Raw genomic sequence first — 12,637 nt, forward strand, 5'->3', positions numbered from 1 at the left:
GTGATGTTGCATTCGTCTCGGGGACGCTCGGCGTTGCGTTCCCGATATTCGAGCGCCACTTCAGTAGCCTGGCGTCAGAACAGCAACATCTACACCATGAATAACGGCATGAACATGCGTCACGCCGGTGTTCTGCGATGACGAGAGGGACTGACCGGCCCGTGGAGTTTCGACCCGATGGTGTACCCGGACGTCCCGGTGGTCGCGCGCCGGCCGGCGGGCCTCCCGAGGACCGGACCCGGCGTGCGCGGCCGCGCAGCGATGGCCAGCAGGCCGAACGGTCCGTGCGTCGCCGCCCCGCCGACCCTGCCGAACGTCGCCGCACCGCAGACCCTGCCGAACGTCGCCGCCTGTCCGATCCAGCCGAACGTCGCCGCACCGCCGACCCAGCCGAACGTCGCCGTCCCGCCGACGCCGGCGAGCGCCGACGACCGGCCGACACCGGTGAGCCCCGACCACGGCGTCGGACACCGCCTCCGGAGACACCGCGGCGCACCGATCGGCCCGCCAAGGGCGATTCGGCTCGGGGCGATTCGGGTAAGGGCAATTCGGCACGGGACAATTCGACCGGCACACGACGCTCATCCGGCGAGATCCACAAGAAGCAGAAGAGCCGCCCCCGTCCCGATTCCGAGGCACCGCAGCAGGTCTCCGAGACGGCCGCACCCGCCACAGCCGCCGCTCCCGCCACCCGCGGCCCATTGCTCCGGTCGGCCACCGCGCGCCGAGGTCTCGGTCGCGGACTGATCGCGCTGCTGTCGGCCGCGGTGCTGCTGTGCACCGGCTACGCATGGAGCAGCGTCAAGGGCCTGAACTCGAGCATCACCCAACTCACCGGGCTCAACCTCGCGGGTGGCGGCCCCACGGACGGAGCGACCGACATCCTGCTGGTGGGGATGGATTCCCGGACCGACGCCAAGGGCAACCCGCTCTCTCCCCAGGAACTCAACTGGCTGCGGGCCGGCGACGACGTGTCGACGAGCACCGACACCATCATCCTGATCCGGATCCCCAACGACGGGTCGTCGGCCACCGCCATCTCGATCCCCCGCGACTCCTACGTCGACGTGCCGGGTATCGGGATGTCCAAGATCAACGCGGCGTACGGCGCCACCAAGGAAGGCGTCCGGCGCCGTGACGTGGAAGCGGGCCGATCGGAAACCGACGCCGAACGCGAAGGTGTCCAGGCGGGCCGCAAGGCCTTGATCGACAGTGTCGCGAACCTGACGGGCGTCCAGGTCGATCACTACGCCGAGATCGGTCTGCTCGGCTTCGCGCTGCTCACCAAGGCGGTCGGCGGAGTCGACGTGTGCCTCAAAGATGCTGTCGACGAACCATTTTCGGGAGCGCACTTCCGTGCCGGCCGCCAGACACTGAACGGTCCGCAGGCGCTGTCCTTCGTCCGGCAACGGCACGGTCTCCCGCGCGGCGACCTCGACCGGATCACGCGCCAGCAGGTGTTCATGGCGTCGTTGACGCAGAAGATGTTGTCCGCCAACGTTCTCGCGGACCCCGGCAAGCTGTCGGAGCTGGAGGACGCGGTGTCGCGGTCGGTGGTCATCGACGACAATTGGGACGTCGTGAAGTTCGCAGAGCAACTCAAGGACCTCTCCGGAGGTCGGGTGAAGTTCTCGACGATTCCCGTCGTGACCGATCAGGGATGGAGCGACGACGGGCAGCAGAGCGTCGTCGAGGTCGACCCGAAGCAGGTGCAGGCCTTCACCGACAACCTGTTGAACGGCAAGAAGAACTCGGACGGCATCGAGCGCGCCGACTACACCGTCGACGTCGACAATGCCGGAACCATCGACGGGTTGGCGACCAACGTGTCGAACATCTTGACCAACAAGGGCTTCCAGACCGGAAAGACGTCCAGCACGCCCGCCGACGACCGTGATTCGGTGGTCTATGCGCGGACCGCCGACGATGCCGGGGCCCACCTGCTCGCCAAGGAACTCGGTGGCGCCGAGGTGCGGGCCGATGCGACCCTGCCGGACAAGCGGCTGCGAGCGGTCCTGACCAACACCTACGAGGGACCCGGTTCGATCAGTGACACCGGTGCACAGGCGGATTCGACGCCACCGGCCGAGCAGGTCGGCAACAATCGCGCGCCGATCACCGCCGGCACCGACGGACCGACGTGCGTGAACTGATGACCTCCGCCACGCCCGCCTCACCCACACCCGCCTCCGTCACCACCGCCATCGTCGACGCGATCGGCGATTGGTCTCAGCCACTGGTCACCTACTACGACCACGCGAGCGGCGAGCGGACGGAGTTGTCCGGTGCGACGCTGGGCAATTGGGCGGCGAAATCGGCGAACTTCTTCGTCGACGAGCTCGGCCTCGCGCCCGGCGACGAACTGACCGTCGATCTGCCGGAGCACTGGCAGACCATCGCGATCCTGCTGGGTGCGTGGTGGGCGGGGGCCCACGTCCGTACCGCGGCCAGTGCCCCCGACCCGACGACGGCGGCCGCGGTGGTGACCTCGGCGGACAACATCGACGCCTACGCCGATGCGGCCGAACTCCTTGTCGCGTCACTCGATCCGTTCGCCCTCGGTGTCCGCGACCTCCCGGTCGGGGTCACCGACTTCGCCACGGCGGTGCGCGTGCACGGCGACCAGTACACATTGCGGTCCGCCGTCGACGGCCCCGCTCTCGACGGCGAATCCACCGCGGAGGTCGTCGCGGCGGCACGCGCGGCCGCCGCCGACGACGGAGTGGCCGCGGGCGCACGTGTGTTGTCGACCCGCCCGTGGAGAACCGCTCACGACATCGTCGCGAATCTCGTTGCGCCACTGGTGGTGGGGGCGTCGTTGGTAACGGTGTCCCATGCGGACGCCGCGCGCCTGGTCGATCTCGCGCAGACCGAACGCGTGACCACCACACTCACCTGACCCCCCGAAACACACGAGGTACCCGAAGATGAAGATGCCCCCGATCGTCGCACGGTTCAACAAGGCGGTCAGCAATCCGATCCAGCGCCAGTGGGCACCGCGCCTCGCCCCCTGGGCGATGGTCGAGCATGTCGGACGCACATCCGGTCGCCGGTACTCGACCCCGGTGATGGCATGGGTGGACGGCGAACGACTCTCCATCGTCCTGGTCTACGGTCGCCACACGGACTGGGTCCGGAACGTGCTTGCCGCCGGCCAGTTCGGGGTCATCCGAAAATCGCGGCACCACACAGTGGTTCGGCCTCGAGTCATTCCGTCGGACTCGCCGGATGTCGCCCGTGGCGCACGGCTTCCGGCGCGGCTGTTCGACTCGGTCCTCATCGGCACGATCGTCCCGGACTGAGTGGCGAGGAGATCATGGCCGACGATTCCCTCGACGACTTCACCACCGATGACTTCACCACCGACGAAGAGCCGGTGGGATCGGTCACACATCGTGTCTACCGCAAGGGCACCGGCCCGGCGGTGATCGTGATCGCCGAGATGCCCGGTATCTCACCGAAAGTCGCCGACTTCGCCCGCGCGGTCGCCGGTCGTGGCCTGACCGCGGTGATGCCGTCGCTGTTCGGCGTCGACGGCCGCGACCCCGACCCGGCCAACCTCGGGCGGCTCGGCGCGACCCGAAACATGATGGGCACCATCGCACGCGCCTGCATCAGCCGCGAGTTCACCGTGCTGGCAACCGGAAAGACCTCACCGATCGCGGATTGGTTGCGCGGCCTGGCCGCCCGAGAACACGAGCGCTGCGGCGGGCCGGGCGTCGGCGCCGTGGGGATGTGTTTCACCGGCGGTTTCGCGCTGGCGATGGCCACCGACGACCGTCTGCTCGCACCGGTCCTCTCCCAACCGTCGCTGCCGTTCGGCATCGTGCCCGCGCGCAGCCGTTCGATCGATCTGAACGACGCCGACCTGGCACGCGTCCGTTCCCGCTGTGCGGCCGGATTGCAGGTCATGGGTTTGCGTTTCGCCGGCGACCGGCTGTCTCCCGGCCAACGCTTCGAGTTCCTCCGCGAGCAGCTCGGTGATGCGTTCCTCGCCGTCGAACTGCCCGACGACGCAGCCAACCCCGATTCGTACATGCCGCCGCACTCGGTGCTCACCGAACACCTCATCGACGAGCCCGGCCAGCCCACCTACGACGTCCGCGAGCAGGTGCTCGAATTTCTGGTGACCAAGCTGACGTGATCCCGGGATCTGCCGAGCGCCTCAGTCCCCCAACAGCTTCTTGCGCAACGCCTCGTCCTTCTCCATCACCATTGCCTCCAGACCCTGCTGGAATTCGACCATGCGCGAACGCAATCGGGTGTCCGACGACGCGAGGATGCGAACCGCGAGCAGTCCCGCATTGCGGGCGCCGCCGATCGACACCGTCGCCACCGGCACACCGGCGGGCATCTGGACGATCGAGAGGAGCGAATCGAGTCCGTCGAGCGTCCGCAACTGCACCGGCACACCGATCACCGGCAGCGGCGTCGCGGAGGCGACCATACCCGGAAGATGGGCGGCCCCACCGGCACCCGCGATGATCACCTCGATACCGCGATCGGCGGCGCCGGAGGCGTAGTCGAGCATGCGCTGGGGGGTGCGGTGCGCGGACACCACCCCCACCTCGAAGCCGACCTCGAACTCTGCGAGCGCCTCGGCCGCGGACTCCATGGTCGACCAGTCCGAGTCGCTGCCCATGATCAATCCGACGCGCGGGGCGACGTGCGGAACGGGGTCGATGTCGGTCGGTGCGTCGCTCATGCGTGTGCATCCCATCCGTCGGTCCACTCGGCGCACGACATCCAGTGCGCGGCACGCTCCGCGCGTTCCCGGACGTCGGCCACCGAATCACTGGTCGTGCCAACAATGTTCACGTGCCCGATCTTGCGATCGGGACGCTCGCCCTTACCGTACAGATGCACCTTCGCGTCCGGCATGCGGGCCATCAGGTGGTGCAAGCGCTCGTCCATCGACATCGACGGCGCCTGCTCGGCCCCCAAGATGTTGGCCATCACCGTGATCGGTGCGCGCGGCGCGGTCGCCCCGAGCGGATAGTCGAGGACGGCCCGCAGGTGTTGTTCGAACTGCGAGGTCACCGCGCCGTCCATCGTCCAGTGACCGCTGTTGTGGGGACGCATCGCGAGTTCGTTCACCAGCAGCCCGCCGTCGACGGTCTCGAACAACTCCATCGCCATCACCCCGACGACGCCCAGCGCGTCGGCGAGCCGCAACGCCATCTGCTGGGCGTCGCCGGCGACATCGTCGAACAACCCCGGCGCCGGCGCGAGCACGACCGCGCACTGTCCCTTCCGTTGGATCGTCTCGACCACGGGCCACGCGGCGCCCTGACCGAACGGAGACCGCGCGATCATCGCGGACAGTTCCCGCCGCATCGGCACCATCTGCTCGGCGATCAGCCCGACACCGGCCGGGTGCTGCGCGTCGAAGACGGCCAGCGCCTCGTCGCGGTCGTCGAGCAGCCACACGCCGCGACCGTCGTATCCCCCGCGGATGGCCTTCAGGACGATCGACCAGCCGTGCGCGTCACCGAACTCGATCAGCGCCGCGCGCGCCGACTCCCGATCGCCGGTGAGGTCGGCGAAGTCCGGTATCGGTAGCCCGAGTTCGGCCAGCCGAGTCCGCATCGCCAGTTTGTCCTGGGCGAAATGCAATGCCTTCGACGGTGGCAGCACCGTGACGCCTTCGGCCTCGAGCGCCTGCAGATGCGCCAACGGCACACCCTCGTGATCGAAAGTCAACGCCACCGCACCGCTCGCCGCGCGTCGCAGATCGTCGAGGTCGTCGTGCGATCCCAGCACCACATCCGCGCTCACCTGCGCCGCCGGATCCCTCTCACCGGCCGCCAGCACGCGCAGGCACTGGCCCAGCGCGATCGCCGCCTGATGCGTCATCCGCGCCAACTGCCCGCCACCGATCATGGTCACGGTGGGCATGCCGGTCTCCGACCGGGTGGGTACGCCGGGTTCACGGCCGCTGGTGCTCACGCGACACATCGTGGCACGACACGGACATCATTCGCATGACCGCCCGTTGAAGTTACCCACAGGTTCGGTTTCGTAGACTCGGACCTTGTGCCCTTCATCGACGAGCTGGTCGCTCGACTGCCCGCGCCGGTTCGTCGGCTGGCTCTCAAACACAACGAGCTCATCAAGTTCGCGCTCGTCGGCGGCACCACCTTCGTCTTCGACCTGGCGATCTTCTACCTGCTGACCTTCACCATCCTGGAGGCCAAGCCGGTGGTGGCGCGCGTCATCTCCGGCACGGCGGCGATGATCCTCAGCTACGTTCTGAACAGGGAATGGGCGTTCCGCAACCGGGGCGGCCGCGAACGCAGCCACGAGGCGCTGCTGTTCTTCGTGATCAGCGGCATCGGCGTGGTCCTCGCGTCGGCCCCGCTGTGGCTGGCGAACAACGTCTTCGACATGCGCACCTCCGGGAACCGGCTCGAGATCGCGGTCCTCGACTTCGTCCTCGGCTTCGTCATCGGCAACCTGCTGCAGATGGCCTTCCGGTTCTGGGCGCTGCGCAAGTTCGCGTTTCCCGAGGAAAAGCTGCGCGGCGCCGAGGCCGGGTCCACCGACGTGCATCCGACCCTGCAGGAACTCAACGATGAGGAACTCGGTCACGCCTGACCGGTGACGGCGTCGGTCGGGCGTCGACCCCGTCGGCAGCCGGTGCGTGCGCCGACGGCACGACGATGGAGAACACCGCCGGCCGGCGAGAGGTGAGTTCGAGCCGGCCTCCGTCGGCCTCCACCAACGCGCGCGCCAGCGACAGGCCCACCCCGTTACCCCGTCCGGCGGAGAATCCGCGGCGGAAGATCAGCCCCACCAATTCGTCGTCGACACCGGCACCGTCGTCGGCGACGGTGATCCGCAGCATGTCGGCCGAGGGCAGACCGTCGACCGCGATCCGGCATTCGCCACCACCGTGTTGTAGCGCGTTGTCCACCAGCACGCTCACCGCCTCGCGCAGGCGGCCCGGCCGTGCGCTCAGTGCCGTCGGCTGATCGCTGAAATGTGCCGTGATCGAGCGGCCGGCCGCGGCGAACGCGGCCCGGAAATCGCCGACCAGTGTCCGCACCATCTCGTCGACGTCGATCTCGGCGGGTACACCCGGGTCGTTGCGTGAGGCGGCGACCATCTCGTCGAGCTCCCGCGACAGGCGCTCCACCTGCTCCAGCGCTGCCTCGGCCTCCACGACGACGGCCGGGTCGTCGTGCAACGACAGCTCGTCGAGGCGGAGCTGGATCGCGGTCAGACGGCTGCGCAGCTGATGCGAGACGTCGCCGACGATCTCGCCCTCGCGCTCGAGGCGCAGCGCGATCTCCGCATTCGCGTCGCCCAGGGCCGTCGACAAGCGGTCGAGTTCGCTGATCCCGTACGACTTCCATTCCGACCGGAAGTCGCCCTTGGCCATCGCCGCCGCGCGGCCCGCGAGATCGATCAACGGGTCCGCGACCCGCCCGGCGGTCACCGCGGCGACGATCGTGCCGGCCGCGATCGAACTCGCCACCACCAGCACGACGATGCCGACCGCGGCGAGCTGGTCGTCACGCACCTGCGACAACGGGATCTCCAGCACCAGCGATCCCGCGTTGCCGAGACCGAGCGAGTCGGCCATCGCGGGGCCCTCGATGGGCCCGCCGATCACCGTCACCGCATCGTCTCCGGCGGCGGTCGGATAGTGGATCATCAACCGGCCGCCCTCGGGGAGAAGCACCCGGAACGCGTCCGCATCCAGCGACCCCGGCTCGATCCGGCCCTGCTCCCCCTCCTGCCGGATCAGCTGGGCGGAGATCAGCTTGAGGCGGCTGTCGAGCGACTGATGCGCGTTGTCGGCCACCCACCACCAGGCGATCACCGACAGCGGCACACCCAGCAGCAGACCGACCGCCAACAGCATGGCGATCATCGTGTTCAGAATCCGGCGGCGCATGACGGGCGGATCAGCGGGTCGGCATCACGGATCGAACCGGAACCCGACGCCGCGCACGGTGACGATGTGCCGTGGGCGGTCGCGCTGGTCGTCGCCGATCTTGCGGCGCAGCCACGAGATGTGCATGTCGAGGGTCTTCGACGACCGAAGGTCGGTCGCCGATCCCCACACCTCGGTCAGGATCTCGTCACGGCTGACCACCTGGCCCGCCCGTTCCATGAGGAAGCGCAGCAGGTCGAACTCCCGGTTGGCGAGCACCAGGTCGGTGCCGTTGACCAGCACCCGTCGCCCGCGCGTGTCGAGCTGGATGTCACCGCCGTCGAGCACTTCGTCGACGCTCTGCTGCCGGCGCAGCAGAGCCCGGACGCGGGCCAGCAGTTCGGCCAGCCGGAACGGTTTGCCGACGTAGTCGTCGGCGCCCGCGTCGAGCCCCACCACGAAATCCACCTCGTCGGTGCGAGCGGTCAGCATCAGCACCGACAACTGCGGCCGTTCGGTCCGGATGCGACGGCACACCTCGAGCCCGTCGATCTCCGGCAGTCCGAGATCGAGGATCAGCAGTTCGAACCGGTGGTCACGGGCCTGTTCGAGCGCCGCGGCACCGTCGGTCACCACTTCGCACCCGTAACCCTCCCGGGTCAATGCCCGCGCCAGCGGCTCCGCGATCGCGGAGTCGTCCTCGGCCAGCAGAACATCGGTCACCGTCGTCGCCCCTCGTCGTCGTGGCGGTGATCGCGGCCGTCCCGGATCACCGAATCGTTCTCGTCATGCGATACCAGGTCGTCGTCCTGCAGGTCGAGCACCTCGTGATAGAGCAGGGCATGCACCCGCTCGACCTGCGGGATGTCGTCGAACGTCAACGGATCGTCGGACGCCGACTCGATGATCAGCGTCCCGGTGCGCAGCATCCGGTCGATCAGCCCGTGCCGGAACTCGACGGTGTTGATCCGCCGGATCGGGATGTCGATGCCCGAGCGCGTGAGGATGCCGTTGCGGAAGATGACCCGCCGATCGGTCAGCACGAAGTGCGTCGACGACCACGACACGAGCGGGCGCACGAAGAACCACACGAGCCCGAGGAGCCAGAGGACACCGATGATGATGAGCAGCACCATCGTCGCGCCCGGCCCGATCGTCGAACCGGTGGCCATGCCCGCGAGCACACCGGCGATCGCGGTGATCACGACGAACAGCAGAAACGGCCCGATCAGGCACTTCCAGTGGGGGTGGGAATGCAGCACGATCTCCTCGCCGGGTGCGAGGTTCTCCCGTGGGTAGGACATGGCTGTCAGCTTACGTTCGTGCCGGGCGTCCCGGTTCCGGCGATCGGTAGACTGCTCGCAGACCAATGCGAGGAAGGCAGCATGAGCTACCAGGATCCCCGAGACCCGCGCGATCCGCGGACCGCGCGGTACGAGCCGGGATACGACGCCGACGCCCAGGCCTACAGCCGGTCGGCGCCGTACCGGCAGCGGGCCCCACGACAGCGTCCCGGTCCCGACATCAACCCGACCATGTTCGTCGGCGGTGTCGTCATGACCGGCGTGGTGACCGGGCTCGCCGCCTGGCTGGTGGCGTGGGTACTGCGCACCATCGTCGAGCGCGTCAACGAGGCCGGCCGGTTCGGTGTCTGGAACCCGGTGGCCCGCGACGAGATCTGGTTCGCCGTCGTCGGCTTCCTCTGCGCGCTCGCCGCAGCCGCTCTCTGGTACGTGCTCCAACTGGTCACGCCGTCCCCGGATCAGTTCTTCCGGTGGATCGTCGGTCTGCTGATCACCGCATCGGTGCTGGTCCCGTTGCTGCTGTCGGCGCAGTTCTCGGTCGGCATCGCCACCGCGATCGTGCACCTCGTCATCGGGCTGCCGATCTTCTCACTGATCCCCGCCATGGGACACAAGAGCATTCGACGGCCCTGAACCGGCGCGGCCGGATCTCAGTCGGCGGGCCGCAGATGTGTGACGTCGGCGGCCGCGACGACCATTCCACGGCCGTCGGCGTCGACGACGATCCGGCCCGACTCGTCGATACCCGTCGCGGTCCCGACGATCTCCCGGTCGCCGGGCAGTGCGAGCCGCACCCGACGGCCCACCGTGTCGCTGCGATCGCGGTACATCGCGGCGAGCCCCTCGATGTCGTCGGGCCACCGCGTCAACAGGTCGGACAGCCCGCGCAGGTAGGCCGCGGCCAACTCGGTGACGGGCACGTCGCCGCCGATAACGATCTGCAGTGACGTCGCGGTCGGCACCGGCAGCTGCTCGGCGGTCATCGTGGTGTTGACGCCGACACCGATCACCGCGACACCCGCGGTGCCGGTGCCGCTATACTCGGACAGGATGCCCGACACCTTGCGATCGTCGATCAGGACGTCGTTCGGCCACTTCAGCGTCGGCCGGACCCCGGCGACCGACTCGACGGCCCCGGCCACCGCCAGACCGGCGATCAGCGACAGCCACCCGAGATGTTCGGTGCGGCCGCCCACGTCGACCGCCGCCGACATCGCGATCTGGCTTCCTGCGGGCGCCTCCCACACGCGCGTGTGGCGCCCGCGCCCCGCGGTCTGGTCGGTGGTCAGGCGCACCGTCCCGGCGACCTGTTCATCCGCCGCGCGACTCAGCAGGTCGGCGTTGGTCGATCCGGTCGACTCGACCACTTCGATCGTGTGCCAGCGGGTGCCGTCCAGTCCGGTGCGCAGGGTGTCCTCGTCGATGCTCATGTCCGATCACGCTACTGCTCCGGCGTCGGTTGGCGAGCGATATCCGGAAGCGCCGACCGATCGCTCGGAAACGTGAGGCCAATCTCACGTTGATCCGGTTGACGTGGCTCACAGTTCTGTCGTTAGCATCGATGACCATGACGACTGCTTCGCGTGACGACGACGCTGCTCCCGACATCCACACGACGGCGGGCAAGCTCGCCGATCTGCGCAATCGACTCGACGAGGCGAAGCACCCGATGGGCGAGGCGGTCGTCGAGAAGACCCACGCCAAGGGCAAGCTCACCGCCCGCGAGCGCATCACGCACCTGCTCGACGAGGGTTCGTTCGTGGAACTCGACGCACTCGCACGCCATCGCAGCACCAACTTCGGCCTGGCCGAACGCCGCCCTCTCGGTGACGGCGTGGTGACCGGCTACGGCACCATCGACGGCCGCGAGGTCTGCGTGTTCAGCCAGGACGTCACCGTCTTCGGCGGCAGCCTCGGCGAGGTCTACGGCGAGAAGATCGTCAAGGTGATGGACCTCGCGGTCAAGACCGGTCGCCCGCTGATCGGCATCAACGAGGGTGCCGGCGCACGCATCCAGGAGGGCGTCGTCTCCCTCGGCCTCTACGGCGAGATCTTCTACCGCAACGTCCGCGCCTCCGGCGTGATCCCGCAGATCTCGCTCATCATGGGTGCCGCCGCGGGCGGCCACGTCTACTCGCCGGCTCTCACCGACTTCGTCGTCATGGTCGACCAGACGAGCCAGATGTTCATCACCGGTCCGGACGTCATCAAGACCGTCACCGGTGAAGAGGTCACGATGGAGGAACTCGGCGGCGCGCACACGCACATGGCGAAGTCGGGCACCGCCCACTACGTCGCGGGTGACGAGGAGGACGCCCTCGACTTCGTCAAGGACCTGCTCAGCTACCTGCCGTCGAACAACCGCGCCGAGGCGCCGAAGCTGCCGGTGGCGCAGCCCGCCGCGGGCTCGATCGAGGACACCCTCACCGAGGAGGACCTCGAACTCGACACCCTGATCCCGGACTCCCCCAACCAGCCGTACGACATGCACGAGGTCATCCGTCGCATCCTCGACGACGACGAGTTCCTCGAGGTGCAGGCCGAGTACGCGACGAACGTGATCGTCGGTTTCGGTCGGGTCGACGGCAGCAGCGTCGGCATCGTCGCCAACCAGCCGACGCAGTTCGCGGGCTGCCTCGACATCAACGCATCGGAGAAGGCCGCGCGGTTCGTGCGCACTTGCGACGCCTTCAACGTCCCGATCATCACGCTGGTCGACGTGCCCGGCTTCCTGCCCGGCACCGACCAGGAATACAACGGCATCATCCGCCGCGGCGCGAAGCTACTGTACGCCTACGGCGAGGCCACGGTCGGCAAGATCACCATCATCACCCGCAAGGCCTACGGCGGCGCCTACGACGTCATGGGTTCCAAGCACATGGGTGCCGACGTCAACCTGGCGTGGCCGACGGCGCAGATCGCCGTCATGGGCGCCTCGGGTGCGGTCGGGTTCGTCTACCGCGGACAGCTCAAGGACGCGGAGGCCAACGGGGACGACGTCGACGCACTGCGGCTGCAACTGCAGCAGGAGTACGAGGACACCCTGGTCAACCCGTACGTCGCGGCCGAGCGCGGCTACGTCGACGCGGTCATCCCGCCGAGCCACACCCGCGGGCAGATCGCCACGGCGCTCAAGCTGCTCGAACGCAAGATGGTCAACACGCCGCCCAAGAAGCATGGGAACATCCCCCTGTGAGCGACGCGGAGACCACAGTGAGCGACGCAGAGAGCGCTATCGGCGCAGAGAGCACGGCCCCGCTGCTGCGGATCGTCAAGGGCAATCCGTCCGACGAGGAGATCGCCGTGCTGGTGACGCTCGTCGCCGCCGCGTCGGGACCGGGCGGCGACCACGCGTCATCGGCGGAACCACGCAACGAGTGGGGCCGCCCCGAGGACATGTTCCGGCCGCAATGGGGCGGTCCGGGCAGCTTCCCCAATCTGCGTTTCTGAC

At 68.4% G+C, this 12,637-nt stretch carries 14 protein-coding genes; 8 read left to right on the plus strand and 6 right to left on the minus strand.

What is annotated here, in order from left to right; translation table 11 throughout:
* Positions 1-161 precede the first annotated feature (161 nt).
* Genes ACWDTI_RS22785 through ACWDTI_RS22800 form a run of 4 tightly spaced genes read left to right on the plus strand, consistent with a single transcriptional unit; the run spans position 162 to position 4,144 of the window.
* Positions 162-2,153 (plus strand): LCP family glycopolymer transferase, encoded by a 1,992-nt coding sequence (locus ACWDTI_RS22785; protein WP_449740398.1) that lies wholly within the window; start codon positions 162-164, stop codon positions 2,151-2,153.
* A complete protein-coding gene (locus tag ACWDTI_RS22790) occupies positions 2,153-2,899 on the plus strand; it encodes a TIGR03089 family protein (RefSeq protein WP_449740399.1) in 747 nt (248 codons plus the stop codon). The genes ACWDTI_RS22785 and ACWDTI_RS22790 overlap by 1 nt, the downstream gene beginning before the upstream one ends.
* Before the next feature lie 28 nt (positions 2,900-2,927).
* A complete protein-coding gene (locus ACWDTI_RS22795; protein ID WP_449740400.1) occupies positions 2,928-3,302 on the plus strand; it encodes a nitroreductase family deazaflavin-dependent oxidoreductase in 375 nt (124 codons plus the stop codon).
* Between the two features lie 14 nt (positions 3,303-3,316).
* Positions 3,317-4,144: a dienelactone hydrolase family protein gene (locus ACWDTI_RS22800; RefSeq protein WP_449740401.1), complete on the plus strand. Its 828-nt coding sequence runs from the start codon at positions 3,317-3,319 to the stop codon at positions 4,142-4,144.
* Positions 4,145-4,165: 21 nt separating this feature from the next.
* On the opposite strand, the gene purE is transcribed toward ACWDTI_RS22800, so the two are convergent.
* Both purE and ACWDTI_RS22810 read right to left on the minus strand, forming a co-directional pair.
* Entirely contained in the window at positions 4,166-4,705 is a 540-nt protein-coding gene (gene purE / locus ACWDTI_RS22805) for a 5-(carboxyamino)imidazole ribonucleotide mutase (RefSeq protein WP_449740402.1), read from the minus strand.
* The gene (locus tag ACWDTI_RS22810; protein ID WP_449740437.1) at positions 4,702-5,898 is read right to left on the minus strand and encodes a 5-(carboxyamino)imidazole ribonucleotide synthase; all 1,197 of its coding nucleotides are present in this window, start codon (positions 5,896-5,898) and stop codon (positions 4,702-4,704) included. Before ACWDTI_RS22810 ends, purE begins: the two co-directional genes overlap by 4 nt.
* A 138-nt stretch (positions 5,899-6,036) precedes the next feature.
* On the opposite strand from ACWDTI_RS22810, the gene ACWDTI_RS22815 reads away from it, so the two are divergent.
* Positions 6,037-6,597 carry a GtrA family protein gene (locus tag ACWDTI_RS22815; protein ID WP_449740403.1) on the plus strand — a complete coding sequence of 187 codons (561 nt, stop codon included), beginning with the start codon at positions 6,037-6,039 and terminating at the stop codon, positions 6,595-6,597.
* Here the strand turns inward: ACWDTI_RS22815 and ACWDTI_RS22820 are convergent.
* The 3 genes from ACWDTI_RS22820 to ACWDTI_RS22830 are packed head-to-tail and all read right to left on the minus strand — an operon-like array spanning position 6,569 to position 9,186.
* Positions 6,569-7,903 (minus strand): sensor histidine kinase, encoded by a 1,335-nt coding sequence (locus ACWDTI_RS22820; RefSeq protein WP_449740404.1) that lies wholly within the window; start codon positions 7,901-7,903, stop codon positions 6,569-6,571. The genes ACWDTI_RS22815 and ACWDTI_RS22820 overlap by 29 nt on opposite strands.
* A gap of 24 nt (positions 7,904-7,927) precedes the next feature.
* On the minus strand, positions 7,928-8,605 hold the full coding sequence (locus ACWDTI_RS22825; protein ID WP_449740405.1) for a response regulator transcription factor: 678 nt from the start codon (positions 8,603-8,605) through the stop codon (positions 7,928-7,930).
* A complete protein-coding gene (locus ACWDTI_RS22830; RefSeq protein ID WP_449740406.1) occupies positions 8,602-9,186 on the minus strand; it encodes a PH domain-containing protein in 585 nt (194 codons plus the stop codon). Before ACWDTI_RS22830 ends, ACWDTI_RS22825 begins: the two co-directional genes overlap by 4 nt.
* A gap of 81 nt (positions 9,187-9,267) precedes the next feature.
* On the opposite strand from ACWDTI_RS22830, the gene ACWDTI_RS22835 reads away from it, so the two are divergent.
* Positions 9,268-9,819 (plus strand): DUF6069 family protein, encoded by a 552-nt coding sequence (locus ACWDTI_RS22835; protein ID WP_449740407.1) that lies wholly within the window; start codon positions 9,268-9,270, stop codon positions 9,817-9,819.
* Between the two features lie 17 nt (positions 9,820-9,836).
* Here ACWDTI_RS22835 and ACWDTI_RS22840 read toward each other — a convergent pair whose 3' ends face one another.
* Positions 9,837-10,616, minus strand: a complete 780-nt coding sequence (locus ACWDTI_RS22840) for a biotin--[acetyl-CoA-carboxylase] ligase (RefSeq protein ID WP_449740408.1) — start codon at positions 10,614-10,616, stop codon at positions 9,837-9,839.
* Positions 10,617-10,753: 137 nt separating this feature from the next.
* On the opposite strand from ACWDTI_RS22840, the gene ACWDTI_RS22845 reads away from it, so the two are divergent.
* Positions 10,754-12,382, plus strand: coding sequence for an acyl-CoA carboxylase subunit beta (locus ACWDTI_RS22845; protein ID WP_449740409.1), 1,629 nt, complete (start codon positions 10,754-10,756; stop codon positions 12,380-12,382).
* A gap of 17 nt (positions 12,383-12,399) precedes the next feature.
* Positions 12,400-12,636 (plus strand): acyl-CoA carboxylase subunit epsilon, encoded by a 237-nt coding sequence (locus ACWDTI_RS22850; protein WP_449740410.1) that lies wholly within the window; start codon positions 12,400-12,402, stop codon positions 12,634-12,636.
* Position 12,637: the final 1 nt, after the last annotated feature.

It is taken from the genome of Gordonia sp. NPDC003424 (genome assembly GCF_053588655.1).